The 18014-nt window shown below is 39.1% G+C and carries 20 protein-coding genes, 2 tRNA genes and 2 rRNA genes; 21 read left to right on the plus strand and 3 right to left on the minus strand.

The features are described 5' to 3' along the window. From BLR86_RS20205 to tsaD, 8 genes are all read left to right on the plus strand, one after another. Window positions 1–79, plus strand: a 23S ribosomal RNA gene (locus BLR86_RS20205); the annotation flags it as partial. Window positions 80–208: 129 nt separating this feature from the next. Then, window positions 209–324: ribosomal RNA gene (rrf, locus tag BLR86_RS20210) — 5S ribosomal RNA — on the plus strand. Window positions 325–407: 83 nt separating this feature from the next. Continuing rightward, window positions 408–481 (plus strand) — tRNA-Met (locus BLR86_RS20215). A gap of 3 nt (window positions 482–484) precedes the next feature. Continuing rightward, window positions 485–561 (plus strand) — tRNA-Asp (locus BLR86_RS20220). 184 nt (window positions 562–745) lie between these two features. Beyond that, the gene (gene tsaE, locus BLR86_RS20225) at window positions 746–1219 is read left to right on the plus strand and encodes a tRNA (adenosine(37)-N6)-threonylcarbamoyltransferase complex ATPase subunit type 1 TsaE (RefSeq protein WP_090765869.1); all 474 of its coding nucleotides are present in this window, start codon (window positions 746–748) and stop codon (window positions 1217–1219) included. Then, complete coding sequence (tsaB, locus tag BLR86_RS20230) at window positions 1200–1898, plus strand: tRNA (adenosine(37)-N6)-threonylcarbamoyltransferase complex dimerization subunit type 1 TsaB (RefSeq protein WP_090765872.1); 699 nt, start codon at window positions 1200–1202, stop codon at window positions 1896–1898. The genes tsaE and tsaB overlap by 20 nt, the downstream gene beginning before the upstream one ends. A gap of 21 nt (window positions 1899–1919) precedes the next feature. Further along, window positions 1920–2372 carry a ribosomal protein S18-alanine N-acetyltransferase gene (gene rimI, locus BLR86_RS20235; RefSeq protein ID WP_090765876.1) on the plus strand — a complete coding sequence of 151 codons (453 nt, stop codon included), beginning with the start codon at window positions 1920–1922 and terminating at the stop codon, window positions 2370–2372. Beyond that, window positions 2369–3388 carry a tRNA (adenosine(37)-N6)-threonylcarbamoyltransferase complex transferase subunit TsaD gene (gene tsaD, locus BLR86_RS20240; protein WP_090765879.1) on the plus strand — a complete coding sequence of 340 codons (1020 nt, stop codon included), beginning with the start codon at window positions 2369–2371 and terminating at the stop codon, window positions 3386–3388. The genes rimI and tsaD overlap by 4 nt, the downstream gene beginning before the upstream one ends. Window positions 3389–4280: 892 nt before the next feature. Here tsaD and BLR86_RS20245 read toward each other — a convergent pair. Then, the gene (locus BLR86_RS20245; RefSeq protein ID WP_090765882.1) at window positions 4281–6200 is read right to left on the minus strand and encodes an ABC-F family ATP-binding cassette domain-containing protein; all 1920 of its coding nucleotides are present in this window, start codon (window positions 6198–6200) and stop codon (window positions 4281–4283) included. Window positions 6201–6385: 185 nt separating this feature from the next. Between BLR86_RS20245 and moaC the strand changes: the two genes are divergently transcribed. The 5 genes from moaC to BLR86_RS20270 all read left to right on the plus strand — a co-directional run bounded on the left by moaC (window position 6386) and on the right by BLR86_RS20270 (window position 9769). After that, window positions 6386–6883, plus strand: coding sequence for a cyclic pyranopterin monophosphate synthase MoaC (gene moaC, locus BLR86_RS20250; protein WP_090765885.1), 498 nt, complete (start codon window positions 6386–6388; stop codon window positions 6881–6883). A 30-nt stretch (window positions 6884–6913) separates the two neighbouring features. Next, window positions 6914–7570: a redox-sensing transcriptional repressor Rex gene (locus BLR86_RS20255; RefSeq protein ID WP_090765888.1), complete on the plus strand. Its 657-nt coding sequence runs from the start codon at window positions 6914–6916 to the stop codon at window positions 7568–7570. 125 nt (window positions 7571–7695) lie between these two features. After that, window positions 7696–8319: a YhbD family protein gene (locus BLR86_RS20260; protein WP_090765891.1), complete on the plus strand. Its 624-nt coding sequence runs from the start codon at window positions 7696–7698 to the stop codon at window positions 8317–8319. Window positions 8320–8332: 13 nt separating this feature from the next. Beyond that, window positions 8333–9049: a polymer-forming cytoskeletal protein gene (locus BLR86_RS20265; protein WP_090765894.1), complete on the plus strand. Its 717-nt coding sequence runs from the start codon at window positions 8333–8335 to the stop codon at window positions 9047–9049. Window positions 9050–9061: 12 nt separating this feature from the next. Then, window positions 9062–9769: a cytoplasmic protein gene (locus tag BLR86_RS20270; RefSeq protein ID WP_090765899.1), complete on the plus strand. Its 708-nt coding sequence runs from the start codon at window positions 9062–9064 to the stop codon at window positions 9767–9769. Between the two features lie 104 nt (window positions 9770–9873). On the opposite strand, the gene BLR86_RS20275 is transcribed toward BLR86_RS20270, so the two are convergent. Together BLR86_RS20275 and BLR86_RS20280 are read right to left on the minus strand one after the other, a co-directional pair. Then, entirely contained in the window at window positions 9874–10074 is a 201-nt protein-coding gene (locus tag BLR86_RS20275; RefSeq protein WP_090765902.1) for a YdiK family protein, read from the minus strand. Then, window positions 10071–10793, minus strand: a complete 723-nt coding sequence (locus tag BLR86_RS20280) for a CPBP family intramembrane glutamic endopeptidase (RefSeq protein ID WP_090765904.1) — start codon at window positions 10791–10793, stop codon at window positions 10071–10073. The genes BLR86_RS20275 and BLR86_RS20280 overlap by 4 nt, the downstream gene beginning before the upstream one ends. A gap of 280 nt (window positions 10794–11073) precedes the next feature. Between BLR86_RS20280 and groES the strand changes: the two genes are divergently transcribed. The 8 genes from groES (at window position 11074) to BLR86_RS20315 (ending at window position 17867) form a co-directional block, all read left to right on the plus strand. Then, complete coding sequence (gene groES, locus BLR86_RS20285; RefSeq protein WP_090765908.1) at window positions 11074–11361, plus strand: co-chaperone GroES; 288 nt, start codon at window positions 11074–11076, stop codon at window positions 11359–11361. 52 nt (window positions 11362–11413) lie between these two features. Then, window positions 11414–13048, plus strand: coding sequence for a chaperonin GroEL (gene groL / locus BLR86_RS20290; RefSeq protein WP_090765912.1), 1635 nt, complete (start codon window positions 11414–11416; stop codon window positions 13046–13048). A gap of 600 nt (window positions 13049–13648) precedes the next feature. Next, window positions 13649–13783: a hypothetical protein gene (locus BLR86_RS26855; protein ID WP_302847233.1), complete on the plus strand. Its 135-nt coding sequence runs from the start codon at window positions 13649–13651 to the stop codon at window positions 13781–13783. A 159-nt stretch (window positions 13784–13942) separates the two neighbouring features. Beyond that, the gene (locus tag BLR86_RS20295) at window positions 13943–14875 is read left to right on the plus strand and encodes a metal ABC transporter solute-binding protein, Zn/Mn family (protein ID WP_090765913.1); all 933 of its coding nucleotides are present in this window, start codon (window positions 13943–13945) and stop codon (window positions 14873–14875) included. A 16-nt stretch (window positions 14876–14891) separates the two neighbouring features. Then, window positions 14892–15644: a metal ABC transporter ATP-binding protein gene (locus BLR86_RS20300; protein ID WP_090765916.1), complete on the plus strand. Its 753-nt coding sequence runs from the start codon at window positions 14892–14894 to the stop codon at window positions 15642–15644. A gap of 14 nt (window positions 15645–15658) precedes the next feature. Then, window positions 15659–16585: a metal ABC transporter permease gene (locus BLR86_RS20305; protein WP_090765919.1), complete on the plus strand. Its 927-nt coding sequence runs from the start codon at window positions 15659–15661 to the stop codon at window positions 16583–16585. Continuing rightward, entirely contained in the window at window positions 16582–17454 is an 873-nt protein-coding gene (locus tag BLR86_RS20310; RefSeq protein ID WP_090765922.1) for a metal ABC transporter permease, read from the plus strand. The genes BLR86_RS20305 and BLR86_RS20310 overlap by 4 nt, the downstream gene beginning before the upstream one ends. Before the next feature lie 23 nt (window positions 17455–17477). Next, on the plus strand, window positions 17478–17867 hold the full coding sequence (locus BLR86_RS20315; protein WP_090765925.1) for a metal-dependent transcriptional regulator: 390 nt from the start codon (window positions 17478–17480) through the stop codon (window positions 17865–17867). The last annotated feature ends 147 nt before the right edge of the window (window positions 17868–18014 follow it).

Consider the following 18014-nt stretch of genomic DNA (forward strand, 5'->3'; position numbering starts at 1 on the left):
GATCAGGTTGATAGGTCAGAGGTGGAAGCGCGGTAACGTGTGGAGCTGACTGATACTAATCGTTCGAGGACTTAACCAATTTTTAAAGCGAACTCGTTTTACAACTTCTTCTGAAATTATCTAGTTTTGAGGGAATGAATTTTTTTCAAAAACCTCTTGAAAAATATTTAAAAGACAGTATAATAAGATATGTCTTTGAAAAAAATAGTCTGGTAATTATGGCAAGAAGGTCACACCCGTTCCCATACCGAACACGGAAGTTAAGCTTCTTTGCGCCGATGGTAGTTGGAACTTTGTTCCTGTGAGAGTAGGACGTTGCCAGGCTGTTTTATTTTTAAAAAGTGTATACTATTTATAAGTTTTAACATATAATATATTAGTGTACAAAATAGTTTCTTTTTTATTGTCGCGGGGTGGAGCAGTCTGGTAGCTCGTCGGGCTCATAACCCGAAGGTCGCAGGTTCAAATCCTGTCCCCGCAATTTGGTCTGGTAGTTCAGTTGGTTAGAATGCCTGCCTGTCACGCAGGAGGTCGCGGGTTCGAGTCCCGTCCAGACCGCCATTATACTTTTAAGAACGCGAAACTTGGTTTCGTTTTTTTTATGTCTTTTTTCTCAAAAGGAAGACAAATTGGTAAAATACATACTAAATAAGGTATCCTTAGGAGTATTCCTAAGGATTTTTTTTGCGAAAATAAGGTAGAATGTAGATAGAGATAAGCTATGTTATAGTAAAAAGGTGATAATATGATTCAATATGAAATGAATACTCAAGATCCCAATGAAACCTTTCAGTATGCAGAAAGGCTCGCAGAGTTATTACAACCAGGAGATGTCATTTGCCTTGAAGGCGATTTAGGCGCTGGAAAAACTACCTTCACAAAAGGATTGGCAAAGGGTTTGGATATTAAGAAAACGGTGAACAGTCCGACCTTCACCATTATCAAAGAATATAGGGGCAGGCTGCCTTTATATCATATGGATGTTTACCGTGTTGCCGATTCCTACGAGGATCTCGGTTTTGATGAATATTTTGAAGGCGAAGGAGTAACGGTGGTAGAATGGGCACATTTAATTGAGGAACAGCTGCCAGTAGAACTGTTAACTATTTATTTGTACCATGAAGGTTCAGAAAAGAGAAAAATGGTGTTCGTTCCAAAAGGGAAAAGATATGAGCAATTATGTAAGGAGATTTTTATAAATGACCATATTAGCGATTGATACTTCTAATTATCCGTTAGGGGTAGCGCTTATTGAAGAGAATCAGGTACTTGGAGAATATATTACCAACCTAAAGAAAAATCATTCCGTCCGAATCATGCCAGCCATTCAGACCTTAATGAAGGATTGTGAAAGAGTTCCAGCACAGCTAACCAAAATAGTGGTCGCTAAAGGTCCAGGCTCATATACGGGGGTTCGGATCGGCGTTACCATCGCGAAATCAATGGCTTGGTCGTTAAAGATCCCTTTAGTAGGAGTTTCTAGTCTTGAAATAATGGCTGCAGGGACAGGGCGATATTTTGATGGCTATATTTCACCCCTAATTGATGCCAGAAGAGGACAAGTTTATACAGGGCTATATGAATACCAAAATGGGGAACTTTTTACCATTAAAGACGATCGTTTAGTTATGTCTTCTGATTGGGCTGTTGCATTAAAGGAAGTAAAGAAGCCTATTTTATTTGTCGGTAATGATTTACCCATTCATCAAGCAATGATAGCAGATACACTAAGCTCACAGGCAGTATTTGCCGCGATTACGGAACATAATCCCCGACCGTCGGAGCTAGCGCAGTTAGGTAAAGGAAAACCGGGGGAAGATATTCATTCCTTTGTCCCTAATTATATTCGTTTAGCTGAGGCAGAAGCGAAATGGTTAGAGGCGAATGGGAAAATCTAAGATGGATAGGATTAGAGAGTTATGGTAGATTCTTTTGTTTTTCGTTATATGAATGAAGAGGATATCGATCAAATTTTAGAAGTTGAACATGCCTCTTTTACAACACCATGGAGCAGAGAGGCTTTTTATAATGAAATTTATAATAACAAATTTGCAGTGTATATCGTCTTAGAAGAAGATCATAAAATTATTGGATATTGCGGTGCTTGGATTGTCATTGATGAGACACATGTAACAAATATCGCCATACTCCCTTCCTATAGGGGCAAAAAGCTTGGGGAAGCATTGCTTGGTAAAATGATGTCCGTGGCGAAGGATATGGGAGCAAGGAGTATGACGCTTGAAGTACGAGTAACGAACCAGGTAGCACAATCTCTTTACAGAAAGTTTGGATTTCAAAATGGCGGCATTCGGAAAAATTATTATTCAGATAATCAAGAAGATGCCTTAGTGATGTGGGTGAATATAGGATGAAAGATCAATGGATTATGGGAATTGAGACAAGCTGTGATGAAACAGCTGTTGCCATTATTAAAAATGGCAGAGAGATTGCGGCCAATGTGGTTGCCTCACAAATTGAAAGTCATAAGCGTTTTGGTGGTGTGGTCCCTGAAATTGCCTCCCGTCATCATGTTGAACAAATGACGATTGTCATCGAAGAGGCTTTGAAAGAAGCAAACCTTACACTTTCAGAGCTGGATGCCATTGCAGTAACGGAAGGACCAGGATTAGTTGGAGCCCTATTAATTGGTGTAAATGCAGCAAAAGCACTTGCGTTTGCACATAACATTCCACTTGTTCCAGTCCATCATATTGCTGGTCATATTTATGCAAACCGGTTAGTGACAGAATTAAGCTTTCCTCTACTTTCTTTGGTGGTGTCGGGGGGGCATACAGAATTAGTGTACATGAAGGAACAGGGACATTTTGAGGTCATTGGTGAAACAAGAGATGATGCAGCTGGTGAAGCATATGATAAAGTTGCACGAACATTAAAACTGCCTTATCCAGGCGGACCACATATTGACAGGCTGGCTCAAGAAGGCAGTGATACCCTTAATTTGCCTAGAGCCTGGCTGGAAGAAGGATCGTATGATTTTAGCTTTAGCGGATTAAAATCAGCGGTTATTAATACTGTCCACAATGCAGAGCAGCGTGGTGAAACGATCGCTCCGGAGGATCTTGCAGCAAGCTTTCAGGCAAGTGTTATTGAGGTGTTGGTAAAAAAGACGTTGAAAGCCACATCAGAATATAAGGTAAAGCAGGTATTGCTCGCTGGCGGGGTTGCTGCTAATAAAGGGCTTAGAAAGGCGCTTCAGGAATCTTTTTCACATAGGACTGGAATTGAATTAGTCATTCCGCCTTTAAACTTGTGTACGGATAATGCAGCGATGATTGCTGCTGCAGGGAGCATTATGTTTGAAAAAGGAATCAGAGCAGATTTATCCTTGAATGCAAATCCAGGATTGGATATAGAATTATACAATTAGAGGTCCTTCTGAATAAGAAGGGCTTTTTTGTGGATAAGTTTTTTAAGAAAAATTGCGTATTGCATGAATAATGTGGGTAAGTCACCTATATCTTGTGGACAATGTGGATAAGTCGAGGCTTTTCTGTGGATAATGTGGAAAAGTCCGTGCATAGCTGAATCAGTCGGATTTGTTATGTGAATAAAGTTGTGGAAAAAGAAGATTCAAAAGAATTTAAGTCGAAGTTTGTAGGATTTTGCCGAACTATAAAAAATATGGGGGAATTTTGAGATCACAATTGAAATGGAGCTATTAACAAACGAAGATGTTTATCATACTGTGCGTATTACCCCTGACTTCAGGCATGGGGATTCACTGCGTTTGAAAAATAAACGGAAGAATTCCGGTTAAAATAAAAAAAAACCATATTTTCATAAAAATAAGGGGAGTTTTTCCGTTTATATGATCCAAATCATTGGATTGTGTCTTATTTAAAGCAGTTAGTCGGAATATCTCCGCTTATATCTGCTTCTTAAGCCTCCTTTATATACATTAGCCGGAAATTCTCCGCCTATGAATTCTCATACCTACACGAAAATCCATAATGAATAATTACAGCTCAAACTAATAAAAGGGGGTTGGATATCGATATCCAAGCCCCAAGCTTAAAGATAAGTATAAGCCTTTGAACCTAGTTTACTGTCCAGCTCCAGCACCCTAGCGGCTAGTGTCCTTCGCTCTCCGCCCTACGATAAGTCAACATCGAATCGCCTACGGCTCTTCGTGTTTCCTTTATCTCGGTTGGAGCGATCCACAAGGAACGCTTCGGCAGCATAAGCTTCGCACGAAGGAAAAGCGTTAGCTTTTTCGAGGAGGCCATACGCCGCTGACCAGGGCGCTTGCGCTTTTCTTATTACTCCGCGAGTTCTGCCCATTCCTCCATTAACTGTTCAAGTTCAGTTTTCGCTTTTTCATTCTTTATATTTATTTCTAAGACCTTTTCATGGTCTTGAAATATTTCTGGCTCGCATAGCTTTTCCTCGTAATCTTGGATGAGTGTCTCAAGCTCTTCTATGCGTATTTCAATTTCTTCTATTTTTCTTTTACGCTGCCGCTCCAGCTTTTTACTTTCTTTATCCTGCTGATAGGAACTTCTTTCTTGCACATCCAATTGAGTCTGTTTGTTATTCAGGCTTGCGTTTTCTAAAGCCTTTAACTCCTCTTGCTCCAGCTTTTTTTCTAAATAATAGTCATAGTCTCCAAGATACTCAACACTGCCGTTTGTGCTAAGCTCCAACACCTTTGTGGCGATTCTATTAATAAAGTATCGATCATGGGATACAAATAGGATAGTTCCTGGATAATCAACTAAGGCATTTTCGAGAACTTCTTTACTGTCTAAGTCCAGATGGTTTGTAGGCTCGTCCAATATTAAAACATTTGCTTTCTCAAGCATTAATTTGGCAAGTGCCAGCCTTGCCTTTTCGCCGCCGCTTAATGTCGAAACAATTTTTAATACGTCATCACCTGAAAATAGGAAATTTCCTAAGACTGTTCGTATTTCCTTTTCATTTTTTAACGGCCATTCATCCCAAAGCTCATTCAAAACGCGCTTATTCGAGGTCAATTCTGCTTGTTCTTGGTCATAGTAACCGATAGCAAGATTCGCGCCATATTGAATCGTACCAGCAAGTGCCGGCAATTTTTTAATGATTGTTTTTAATAGAGTAGACTTACCAATTCCATTTGGTCCGACCAAAGCAACACTCTCACCACGATATGCCCTGAAGGAGATATTTTCTGATACTTTCTGATCCTCATAGCCAACAGCTAGATAATCGACTGCGAGCACGTCGTTTCCGGTTTGTTTCTCAATTTCGAAGGAAAAAGTGGCAGATTTCTCATCGCCTAATGGACGGTCCAACAGGTCCATTTTTTCAAGTTTTTTCCGCCTGCTTTGTGCTCGTTTCGTCGTAGAGGCACGGGCTAAATTGCGATGGATAAAATCTTGAAGATTAGCAACTTCTTGTTGCTGCTTCTCGTATACCCTCAAATCACGCTCATAATTGGCCGCCTTTTGATCGAGATACGAGCTATAGTTTCCAAGGAACTTTTGAATTTGCTTACGTGATACTTCATAAACCTGTGTGACCACTTTATCTAAAAAATAACGGTCATGGGACACGATTAAAATCGCGCCATCATAGCCTTGTAGGTACTGCTCAAGCCAGGAAAGAGTATCGATATCAAGATGATTTGTAGGCTCGTCCAGGATTAAAATATCTGGCTTCGTTAATAGGAGTTTCCCCAAGGCAAGCCTTGTTTTCTGCCCGCCGCTTAATGAAGAGATTATAACGGTACTATCGTGAAAATTTAATCCATGGAGAATGGAGCGAATATCTGCTTCATATTGATACCCACCTTGTTCCTTAAATTCTACTTGAAGCTGGTCATATTCTTTAAGGATTCGCTCATAGCGACTAGAATCCCCTATAGCCGCAGGATCTGACATCTGAACCTCGAGTTGACGTAGTGTTGCTTCCATATTTCTTAATGATTCAAAAACAGTCAACATTTCGTCCCAAATCGACAAATTCGATTCTAATCCAGTATTCTGTGCTAAATAACCAATGCTTACTCCTTTTGGTTTAATGATCTCTCCGCCATCATGTGACAAATGCCCGGCAATGATTTTCAATAATGTCGATTTCCCGGCACCATTACGCCCCACAAGAGCCACACGATCGCGGGTTTGTAATTCAAGTTTTATATTCGATAAAATAAGGTCTGCACCATAGTATTTTGCTAGTTGATTTACTTGTAATAAAATCATTGTTTTCACCTCATTACTAAAATAAGTGTACCTTATTCCAGCAATGTCGGCAATAAAGTGTGATACCATGAGAGAGGATGAAAGTATGAATTGAAAGAAAAAAGTGTAGATTTCCTATCATTCGTTCAAAGTTTCACAGACAAATTGTGAAAAATATAGTATGATTTTCTGGGAGGATTATGAAAATGTCTGATTTTACTCACTTTAACGAAGAAGGAAGAGCTAAGATGGTCGATGTAAGCGATAAGCCAGAAACGACTCGTACGGCTATTGCTCATTCCAGCATTACTGTTAGCAAGGAAATATATGAAAAAATAACAAATAATGAAATGAAAAAAGGCGATGTTCTAGCAGTGGCCCAAGTAGCTGCGGTCATGGGCGCCAAAAAAACCTGGGATTTAATCCCGATGTGTCACCCAATCCCTTTAACAGGGGTAAACATTTCCTTCTCGTGGGAAGAGGTTGAAGATTCTTTCTATCGATTAAATATTGCAGCTGCTGTCAAAACAAAAGGAAATACAGGTGTGGAAATGGAAGCGTTAACAGCTGCTTCTACTTGTGCATTAACGGTTTATGATATGTGTAAAGCAGTGGATAAAGGTATGATTATTGGAAAAACCTATTTAGTTGAAAAAACTGGTGGGAAAAACGGAGATTTCCACAGAACAGAACAAATTAGATAAGGATCAACAAACTATAGGGGGTGGGAAAATATGAGTAATGAGACAATGAAAATACCACAAGCGACAGCAAAACGGCTTCCCTTATATTATCGATTTTTAAAGAATCTACATTCTTCCGGTAAACAAAGGGTTTCGTCAGCAGAATTAAGTGAAGCGGTGAAAGTGGATTCGGCCACCATTCGTAGAGATTTTTCCTATTTTGGTGCATTAGGGAAAAAAGGATATGGCTATAATGTCAATTACCTATTAACTTTCTTTCGAAAAACACTAGACCAGGATGAATTGACAAAAGTAGCATTAATTGGTGTAGGTAATCTCGGTACAGCCTTTTTAAATTATAACTTTTTAAAAAATAATAATACAAAAATAGAATGTGCCTTCGATGTGGACCCAAATAAGATGGGTACATCGATTAAAGATGTTCCAGTGTATCCAATGGATGACCTAGAGAAGTATTTAGGTAACGATGATATTCATGTTGCCATCCTAACTGTACCTGCTCCTGTTGCCCAAATGATCACCGATAGGCTTGTAAAATCCAATATTAAAGCCATTTTGAATTTTACTCCTGCTCGATTAAATGTACCGCCATCCATCCGAGTTCATCATATAGACTTGGCTGTTGAACTACAATCACTTATTTACTTCCTAAAGCATTACCCAACAGAGGAAACAACAGAAGAATAAGAAGAAAGGCCCTTTTCACGAAGTAATGTGAAAGGGGCTTTTTTGTCGAAAAAAAACAATGAGTTCCACTTTACCAGCGTAACAGTGTTATGTTACATTGTATGTGAGAAAGGGGTTTTATATAAATGAATGAGGAGTTAATTTCTAAGAAGGACTTATTGGACTTGGCCGGAATCTCTTATGGGCAGTTGTATAGATGGAAACGAAAAGATTTGATACCCGAGGATTGGTTTATTCGAAAATCAACGTTTACTGGGCAGGAGACGTTTTTTCCAAAGCAAAAGATAGTCGAAAGAATCAATAAAATTCAAACGATGAAAGAAAATCTGTCTTTAGATGAGTTGGCTGAGATGTTTTCTCCGAATATTAGTGACTTACAGCTTGATGCAGATGAATTGGTTCGTCGTAACATTGTTTCAAGGTCTATTATGGATTTCTATCTTGAGCAGGAAAAAGGGGATCTTCATTTTAGTTTACCTAGAATACTCGAAGTATTTGTTTTAGAAAAACTACTTCAATCTGGGGAAATAAACTTGGAGGAAGGAAAAATGCCTTTACAGGTGATGCTCGAAAATAAGAATCAGATCAAGCAAAAAAGTGTGAATTTGCTTATTACAAGAAAATTAGGGATAACACAGTGCCTATTGCTCATTAATACAGAAGGATACCAGTTTGATTCGGGAACGAAGCTGGTTACAGAGATATCGTTACATGCATGTATGGAAGAAATTAAATCGAAATTCGTATAAAGGGGAATGAACAATGGAAACGAAAAGGCGGGGTGACCTGGTTATCAATGGTCTTGGATCATCCAATGGCGGACAATTTAACGAAGTAACCTTAAATGGAAAAGGAACAGTAAATACCGATGTTGAATGTACCCATTTTGACTGTAACGGATCAGGAACGGTTAATGGAAATGTGACTGCGACCACAGCAAAGATTAGCGGTAATGGAAAAATAAATGGAACGATTGCAGGCCAATCCCTTTCAATCGATGGTACAGCAAAGGTTCAAAATAATGTGCTTGTGAAGCATGTTAAGGTAGCTGGAAAAGCTTCTATTGGTGGAAAAATAAAAAGTGATGAAATCAAAATTAGAGGCAGAATCACGGTAGGTGGAGATTGTGAAGCAGAAACCTTTAAAGGAGAATCCCACTTTACGATTGGCGGATTGTTAAATGCCGACCTGATTGACATTACGATTTTTTCGGATTGTAAAGTAAAAGAAATAGGCGGGCAAACCATTCTTATTAGACAAAAGTCGCCACTAATGGGATTTTTAAAACCTTTTATTCAAACCCAATTAGAAACGGAATTAATTGAAGGCGATAAAATTGAAATCGAAAACACGAAGGCTTCCGTTGTCCGAGGAAACAATGTGACAATAGGGCCCAGCTGCATCATTGGTATTGTTGAATATTCGGGAGAATTGTCGATGGATGAAAAAGCAGTTGTAAAAGAAATTAGAAAAACTTAAGGGGGAAGGGCAATGACAAAGGGGCAAAATCTTACCATTAATGGGTCTGGGAGTTATCCTGGCGGACAATATGACAAAATTAGCATTAGGGGAGAGGGTACGATTTCCAATGATGTCGAATGTGCTATCATTCATGTGTATGGAACAAGTGAAGCTTTGGAAAATGTTAAGGCAGGTTCGATAAAAGTTTTCGGCGAGGCTGAAGTAAAAGGGAATTTGCAGTCAGAGGAAATACTGGTTATGGGCACGATGGAGGTTGACGGCCGTGCTGCTTTAAAAAATATGAAAATCCTCGGAATGCTGGAAGTGGGAGCGGGTTTAACGGGTGATGAGGCAAATATAAAAGGCAGTATCTCTGTAAATGGGGACGTCGAATATGAAACCTTCGAATCCACGGGAGGTTTTGAAATCAAGGGTCTGCTTAATGCAGATAAGATTATGATCTCATTACGCTTTGGAGAAAGTTCGGCTGAAGAAATAGGTGGAGGGGTCATTAAGGTTAAGAAGAAAAGCACGTTCCTTCCGTTTGGAAGAGAAACGGGAACACTAACGGCAAAGGTGATTGAAGGGGATGACATCTACCTTGAAAATACAAAAGCTGACATCGTTCGAGGTAAACGAGTCAAAATCGGCACTGGCTGCCAAATTGGGTCAGTGGAGTATACCACAGAATTAACGCATGACCCGGGTTCAACGATTAAAACAAAGACAAAGTGCTAATGTTTGTTTCCCTTCCTTCCGTATCCCTTTATAGTGTTAAGGAAAATTATTCGTATAGAAGGAAAAGAAGCCTTTTCACAATCCAAAGTGAAAAGGCTTCGTGCTTATTTTTTGTTTATGCGTTTGGATTTACTGTAAAGGAAGAAGATCCTTATCCCTGCTCCAAAGTCAAAGGTAGCTAATAAAACGAGCAGATAACTAAAAAAGCCCCAGCCGTTTTGCGTAACATCTTCAATGGCAAAGTAAGTAAATAAAGCGCCTAGCACAAGATAAATAATTCCGGAAACAAAAGGTGAACGTCTCATAGAAAGCCTCCGATAAAGTTTTGAATTCTTTCCGCATCGCGCATGAGTTTTTCGATCTCATCTTTATAAACGGATTGAATGACGACAACGAATGTATTCATGGCGACATGGGCAAAAATCGGCACAAGAATATGTTTTGTTTTTACATAGAGAAAAGCAAATGTAAAGCCCATTGCTGAATAAAGTAGGATATGCTGCGGTTCCATATGGGCTAAGGCAAAGATGACCGAACTGATTAGTGCAGAGAAAAAAAAGTTAAGACGCTTATGAAGAGAACCGAAAATAATTTTCCGAAAAACGATTTCCTCCAAGACGGGTCCAATGACCGAACTGACAAGTATAGCTAGTGGAAAGGATTCAATAATCTTCATAATTTGCTGTGTGTTTTCTGAACCCATATCAACACCAATAAGCCGTTCGATATTCGCAGCAAGTCCTTGAGCGAACAAAGCAAGAAAAACACCCAAAATAGCCCAAGTAGCAGCATAACTAAATGAACTGCCTCTAGTATTCAAGCCCGGTTTCTTCATCTCGCTGCGCAATAGGAAAAGTATAATAATCAAAGCAATTGTAAAACTGAAAATTAACCAGTAGGGGACAACCAATCCTTGATTAATCTCTAGGTATCCAAACAGAAACATCATCCCGGGGATGCCTAGTAGGCTTGATAGCTGCATGGCAATATAAACAATTAAAATAATCCAATATTCTCTTTTCAAATTGATATTTCTCCTTTAGAGGCCTTCATATTATCTTAACCTATTCTTCATTGTACTAATAATAGCAGGGGCGTTTCAATTTAAAAGATTTAACTTTAAAAAGTATGTATATTCATGTACATAAATCACATACTGCTAAGGTTGAAAAAAAATAAAAAAATCATTGCTTCATACTTGCAAATTTTTTTGGTATTTATTATGATAATAAATGTGTTAGCACTCAAGTAAGGAGAGTGCTAATAAGTCAGAATTACATATCTATTTGAGGAGGTTGTTTGATTTGTTAAGACCATTAGGTGATCGTATTGTCATTGAGCTTGTTGAATCAGAAGAAAAAACTGCAAGCGGTATCGTTTTACCGGACTCTGCTAAGGAAAAGCCTCAAGAAGGAAGAGTTGTTGCTGTAGGTACCGGTCGTGTGCTTGAAAGTGGCGAACGTGTTGCTCTTGAAGTTTCTGTAGGCGATCGTATTATCTTCTCAAAATACTCTGGTACAGAAGTGAAGTTTGAAGGAAATGAATATTTAATCTTACGTGAAAACGATATCCTTGCTGTTGTAGGCGAGTAAGGAACATTATACACAATAATAAGTTTAGAAAATTCGAGGAGGTTCTTTGAACATGGCTAAAGAAATTAAATTTAGTGAAGATGCACGCCGCGCGATGCTTCGTGGTGTTGACGCTCTAGCAGATACAGTAAAAGTTACATTAGGACCTAAAGGACGTAACGTCGTTCTTGAGAAGAAATTTGGTTCACCGCTTATCACAAACGATGGTGTAACCATTGCAAAAGAAATCGAATTAGAAGATGCTTTTGAAAACATGGGTGCGAAGCTTGTTGCAGAAGTAGCTAGCAAAACAAATGATGTTGCTGGTGACGGTACAACAACTGCAACGGTTCTTGCTCAAGCGATGATCCGCGAAGGCTTAAAAAACGTAACAGCTGGTGCGAACCCAATGGGTATCCGTAAAGGGATTGAAAAGGCAGTTTCAGTAGCGGTTCAAGAGTTAAAGACTATTTCTAAGCCAATTGAAGGCAAAGAGTCCATTGCACAAGTTGCTGCAATTTCTTCTGATGATAAAGAAGTAGGTCAATTGATCGCTGAAGCAATGGAGCGCGTTGGTAACGACGGCGTTATCACAATCGAAGAATCTAAGGGCTTCACAACTGAATTAGATGTTGTTGAAGGTATGCAATTTGACCGCGGATATACTTCTGCTTACATGGTAACAAACACAGACAAAATGGAAGCTGTTTTAGAAAATCCATATGTCTTAATCACAGACAAAAAAATCTCAAGCATCCAGGAAATCCTTCCTGTTCTTGAGCAAGTGGTTCAACAAGGCAAGCCATTATTGTTAATTGCTGAAGATATCGAAGGTGAAGCACTTTCTACTTTAGTATTGAACAAACTTCGCGGAACATTCAATGCAGTTGCTGTTAAAGCTCCTGGCTTTGGTGACCGTCGTAAGGCAATGCTTGAAGATATCGCTGCATTAACTGGCGCTGAAGTAATCACTGAAGAGCTTGGCCGTGAACTTAAAACTACAACCATCACATCTTTAGGACGCGCTTCTAAGATTGTTGTTACAAAAGAAAACACTACAATCGTTGAAGGTGCAGGAGATACTGCTGCAATTGCTTCACGTGTAAACCAAATCCGCGTTCAATTAGAAGAAACAACTTCTGAATTCGATCGTGAAAAATTACAAGAGCGCTTAGCTAAATTAGCTGGCGGTGTTGCGGTAATCAAAGTTGGTGCTGCAACTGAAACAGAATTAAAAGAGCGCAAGCTTCGCATTGAGGATGCTCTAAACGCAACTCGTGCTGCAGTTGAAGAAGGTATCGTATCCGGTGGTGGTGTTGCCCTTCTAAACGTATACAGCAAAGTTGCAGAAATTCAAGCAGAAGGTGATGTAGCTACAGGTATTAACATCGTATTACGTGCGATGGAAGAGCCTGTACGTACAATCGCTCACAATGCTGGTCTTGAAGGATCTGTTATCGTTGACCGCTTAAAGCGCGAAGAAGTTGGCACAGGCTTCAACGCTGCAACTGGCGAATGGGTAAACATGATCGACGCTGGTATCGTTGACCCAACTAAGGTTACTCGTTCAGCACTTCAAAACGCTGCATCAGTAGCGGCTATGTTCTTAACAACTGAAGCAGTTGTTGCTGACAAACCAGAACCTGCTGGTGGCGGCATGGGCATGCCTGACATGGGCGGTATGGGTGGAATGGGCGGCATGATGTAATAAGCCGCTTCACCCCTTGATATATAAGGGTTTTAAAGTGATTTGCTAACAAATTGCTAACAACAGGTATATAAAAGAGGCTTCTCATTAGTTGATTAAACTTTTGAGAAGCCTTTTTCTTTTGCTTACGAGAGAAGGTGCTGCATAATACATTATCAATTAGATCAGTCTTCTGCAAACAGGCTAGATTAACTGTTGTAGTTGTAGCCTTACATAGCTATAAGTTGGTTAGTTTAAGTGAAATTCTCCACAAAGTGTCATAAAAACATATGCTAAATACTTGAGACGAGAATGTAAGGATTATTTTCCTTTTAATATCCAAAAACCTACTAATATAATTGTTATACCAATTGCAGTGCGCCAACTAGGAACTTCCTTTAGAAATATAAAACCAATTGCAACACTTACTAGAATCTCCAATCCTTTAGGTACAATAATATAGTTACACAAAAGAAAACGGCTTACTTTTACCAACATGTTTGCTCCTAATGTTGAATTTAGATATGAACAAAAGTTTTTATTTAAAAAAGTTTTTTGCATGCAGGAAAGTTTTATGGTGGTGGTGAATATATATAGAGAGAGAAAGGAGGGAGGGGTAGTATGAGAAATAATTCAAGGGTCCAAAAAAAGATTGTCGCATTCTCTTATTTCTGTAAATGTTTAGGGATTATTAATAAAGAAGAATATAAGCAAATAACAGGTAAATCCTTTTTAAATAATCCAACTAAAGACTAGGTTGTCTGTATCCTTTTCTCGAAAAACGAATTTCAATTGTAATGTGATTAAATTAATTTGCTCTATCTATAGTTATTCCTTTTTTTTGACCAAAAAGTTGCATACGTGCAAAATAGATGTCCGTTACCAAGAAATCATAAAGGAAATGAGGTATGTTTTATGTTCCACTATTTGAAAAAATCCTTAATTGTTCTAGCAGTTCTAATTTTGTCACTTGTAGGTTGTTCAAGTACGGAAAAAACAAACAATAGCAGCGATAAATTAATCGTAACAACGACGATAGGAATGATTGCCGATGTAGTCAAAAATGTTGGAGGTGAACATGTAGAGGTGACGGGCCTAATGAAATCTGGTGTTGACCCTCATCTTTATAAAGCATCTCAAGGGGATATAAAAAAGTTGGAGGATGCAGATCTTATTTTCTATAATGGTTTACATTTAGAGGGGAAAATGGTTGACATTTTTGAAAAGATGTCAAAGCAAAAGCCGACTATCGCTGTCACAAAGGATATTCCAGAATCAGAATTACACGCACCAGATGATGGAGCAAACAACCATGACCCTCACGTATGGTTTAATGTTCAGCTTTGGAATACAGCTACTAAAACAATCGCAGACGAACTATCAAAGATTGACCCTGATAACGCAGCGGATTACTCGAAAAATGCTGAAGAATACATTCAACAATTGGAAGAATTAGATCAGTATGCGAAAGAGCAGATTGCTACAATTCCGGACCAAACCCGCGTATTAGTGACAGCGCATGATGCTTTCGGTTATTTTGGTGAGGCATATGACATTAAAGTAATGGGGCTACAAGGGATTAGCACAGCTTCTGAATACGGGTCCAAAGATGTTAGTAGCTTAAGAGATTATTTAGTTGAAAACAAGATTAAGGCTGTTTTTGTAGAATCAAGTGTTCCGAAAAAAGCAATTGAGGCTGTTATTGAAGGAGCCAAAGAACAGGGTCATGAAGTGGTTATCGGAGGAGAGTTGTTTTCTGATGCTATGGGGGAAGCAGGCACAGAGGAAGGCACATACTTAGGAATGGTCCGACACAATGTTGATACAATCGTGAATGCATTAAAGTAAAGGAGTCGATGAGAAAGTGACATCACCAGTAACAGTAAATAATTTGACAGTTGCCTATCAAAAAAAGCCTGTTTTAGAAGATATCTCATTTAGTGTACCTGAAGGAAAGCTAATCGGTATTATTGGACCGAATGGGGCAGGGAAATCCACGTTAATTAAAGCCATCCTAGAATTAATCCCAACCATTAGTGGAAAGGTACAAATCTTTGGGAGCAGCTATAAACAAAGTCGAAAAAAAGTGGGGTATGTACCACAGAGGGAATCGGTGGACTGGGATTTTCCAACCGATTCCCTTGATGTTGTCACAATGGGTAGATACGGTCATTTAGGCTGGTTTAAACGTCCAGGTAAGATAGACACAGGCATTGCCATGGAGTGCTTGGAAAAAGTAGGTATGAGCCAATTTGCAAACAGGCAAATAAGTCAGTTATCTGGTGGACAGCAACAGCGGGTATTTTTAGCTCGTGCACTAGCACAAGATGCAGACCTATATTTTATGGATGAACCATTTGTCGGAGTCGATGCAGCAACAGAAAAAGCGATTATTACACTCTTAAATGACCTGAAAAAACAGGGGAAAACCGTTTTAGTTGTTCACCATGACCTTAATACTGTGAAAGAATATTTTGATTGGATTATGCTTTTAAATAAAAAATTGATTGGAATCGGGCCAACAGAGGTGTTGTTTACGAAGGATTATTTACAAACGACGTATGGTGGTAAATTAACGATGCTAGAAAAAGATACTTCCCCGATCATCATAAGCTGAGGTGAGGAATAAACATGAACTGGCTCGAAATATTTCAAGACCCTAATACGCAATGGATATTGCTAGGAACAATGTTGTTAGGATTAAGCAGCGGGGTCATTGGTAGCTTTGCCTATTTACGTAAGCAGTCATTAATGGGGGATGCTTTAGCTCATGCAGCTCTCCCAGGTGTTTGTATTGCTTATATGCTGACAGGAACTAAATCGATTTTCTTCTTTCTAATTGGTGCGATTGTTGCTGGGATTGTCGCGACCTTCATGATTGGTTATATTACGAGAAATTCTCGTATTAAGCAGGATTCTGCCTTAGGGCTTATTTTAACGGTATTTTTTGGGTTTGGGATTGTGCTTTTAACTCAAATTCAGCATAGTGACAGCGGTAATCAGAGCGGGTTGGATAAATTTCTGTTCGGTCAGGCTGCCTCGATGGTGCAATCTGATGTGTACACGATGACAATGATTAGTATCATTCTTGTCACATTGTCGATTTTGTTTTTCAAAGAATTTAAGCTCCTTTCCTTTGACCCAGGTTTTGCAAAGGGGATTGGAATGCCAACGTTAATTTTGGATCAATTTATTATGCTATTAATTGTTACAGCAGTGGTGGTAGGAATTCAGGCGGTTGGGGTGGTACTTATGGCAGCTTTACTTATTACACCAGCAGTCGCCGCTAGGTATTGGACAGAAAAGCTACACATTATGGTGATTATGTCAGGTATTTTTGGGGCGTTGAGTGGGTTCACTGGTACGATCATCAGTACGACGACTAATAATCTTCCGACAGGCCCACTTGCAGTATTATCAGCAACCGTTATATTTTTGTTTTCGGTCGTATTTGCACCAAGAAGAGGTGTTATTGCTAAAATCTTGCTGCAGCTTTCTGCAAGGAGAAACTATAACAAACAATTTACGAGTCAAAAAGTAAAGGAGAAGTCCTTATGAATGATATGTGGATTATCCTCATTGGTGCACTGGTCGCCTGCTCCTGCAGTATCGTAGGTTGTTTTCTTGTTTTGCGAAAGATGTCCATGATCGGTGATGCGATTAGTCACTCGGTTTTACCTGGAATTGTTCTCGCCTTTTTTTTCAGCGGCGGTTCAAGAGACTCCCTTTTCATGATGCTTGGTGCTGCAGCTTTAGGTTTGATAACCGTATTTTTAATTCAAATGTTTCAAAATTCAGGTGTACAATCAGATGCATCAATCGGGGTTGTTTTTACTGCTTTATTTGCAGTAGGAGTTGTGTTGGTGAGTCTTTTTACCCGAGAAGTGGATTTGGATTTAGATTGTGTGCTTTATGGAGAAATCGCCTATGCCCCTTGGGACACTTTTGAGATTGGCGGTAAAAGTCTTGGTCCAAGAGCGGTGTGGGGGGTAGGCGCAAGCTTGCTGTTGAACATAATTGTGATCGGGTTATTTTATAAGCAGTTTAAGCTTTGTTCCTTTGATCCTGCATTAGCAGCTGCTCTTGGTATCCCAGTCGCATTATTTCACTATTTATTGATGGGGTTAGTTTCTGTATCAACGGTAGCATCCTTTGAAAGTGTAGGTGCCATTTTAGTTGTTGGAATGATTATTGTACCTGCTGCCACAGCTTATCTTCTGACGGAAAAATTAAGTATTATGATTGCCATTAGCATGGTTATTGGCATCATCAGTTCGGTAGTTGGTTATTATGTTGCCTATATATTTGATGCTTCTATAGCAGGTTCCATGATTACCGTCGCAGGTGCTATCTTTTTACTTGTATTCTTGTTATCACCAACACATGGTGTTGTGATGAAGAAATGGAGAAGAATGAAAATGGTCTGATTGGAGGGGAATGAAACTTCTATATGACTTCAGCAAATGAAGGGAAATACCTAGAAGAGATTTATTACTCAGTCTGTAAAAACGGTTATGCCCGCGTTTCACATTTGGCCAAATCATTAAATGTTTCCGCCTCTTCTGTCTCTAAGATGCTTGGAAAGCTAACACAGGAGGAATTTGTTGATTACCAGCCTTATGGGATTATTACTTTGACAGAAAAAGGGTTAACAAGCGGAATAAAACTGGCTAAAAATCATCAGATCCTCGTTAATTTGTTCCGTTATATTGGCATGGAAGAAGAGGAAATTGATCAAGAAGTAAGAAATATAGAATACTATATTAGCAATAAGGCTTTAGAATGTATTAAAAATTTTTTGGCGGAAAGAGATTTTACAGTTCGGCAACAGTTAAAATAAATAAGCAGTGGCAAATGGCATAGATCTATGCTCCTGACATGAAGAAGTAGAAAAAGCTTTAATATATAGTTGGTTGAAGAAGTAGTCAACTGCTACCCCTAGGATTAGGTGCCAGACCCCCGATACGTTATTACATAACCGTATCGA

The sequence above is a fragment of the Bacillus sp. OK048 genome (assembly GCF_900103525.1).
In the GTDB taxonomy this organism is placed as follows: domain Bacteria; phylum Bacillota; class Bacilli; order Bacillales; family Cytobacillaceae; genus Neobacillus.

Coding starts and splice junctions, on each gene's coding strand:
- tsaE (WP_090765869.1), top strand. CDS start 746: ATGATTCAATATGAAATGAATACTCAAGATCCCAATGAAACCTTTCAG.
- tsaB (WP_090765872.1), top strand. CDS start 1,200: ATGACCATATTAGCGATTGATACTTCTAATTATCCGTTAGGGGTAGCG.
- rimI (WP_090765876.1), top strand. CDS start 1,920: ATGGTAGATTCTTTTGTTTTTCGTTATATGAATGAAGAGGATATCGAT.
- tsaD (WP_090765879.1), top strand. CDS start 2,369: ATGAAAGATCAATGGATTATGGGAATTGAGACAAGCTGTGATGAAACA.
- BLR86_RS20245 (WP_090765882.1), bottom strand. CDS start 6,200: ATGATTTTATTACAAGTAAATCAACTAGCAAAATACTATGGTGCAGAC.
- moaC (WP_090765885.1), top strand. CDS start 6,386: ATGTCTGATTTTACTCACTTTAACGAAGAAGGAAGAGCTAAGATGGTC.
- BLR86_RS20255 (WP_090765888.1), top strand. CDS start 6,914: ATGAGTAATGAGACAATGAAAATACCACAAGCGACAGCAAAACGGCTT.
- BLR86_RS20260 (WP_090765891.1), top strand. CDS start 7,696: ATGAATGAGGAGTTAATTTCTAAGAAGGACTTATTGGACTTGGCCGGA.
- BLR86_RS20265 (WP_090765894.1), top strand. CDS start 8,333: ATGGAAACGAAAAGGCGGGGTGACCTGGTTATCAATGGTCTTGGATCA.
- BLR86_RS20270 (WP_090765899.1), top strand. CDS start 9,062: ATGACAAAGGGGCAAAATCTTACCATTAATGGGTCTGGGAGTTATCCT.
- BLR86_RS20275 (WP_090765902.1), bottom strand. CDS start 10,074: ATGAGACGTTCACCTTTTGTTTCCGGAATTATTTATCTTGTGCTAGGC.
- groL (WP_090765912.1), top strand. CDS start 11,414: ATGGCTAAAGAAATTAAATTTAGTGAAGATGCACGCCGCGCGATGCTT.
- BLR86_RS26855 (WP_302847233.1), top strand. CDS start 13,649: ATGAGAAATAATTCAAGGGTCCAAAAAAAGATTGTCGCATTCTCTTAT.
- BLR86_RS20295 (WP_090765913.1), top strand. CDS start 13,943: ATGTTCCACTATTTGAAAAAATCCTTAATTGTTCTAGCAGTTCTAATT.
- BLR86_RS20305 (WP_090765919.1), top strand. CDS start 15,659: ATGAACTGGCTCGAAATATTTCAAGACCCTAATACGCAATGGATATTG.
- BLR86_RS20310 (WP_090765922.1), top strand. CDS start 16,582: ATGAATGATATGTGGATTATCCTCATTGGTGCACTGGTCGCCTGCTCC.
- BLR86_RS20315 (WP_090765925.1), top strand. CDS start 17,478: ATGACTTCAGCAAATGAAGGGAAATACCTAGAAGAGATTTATTACTCA.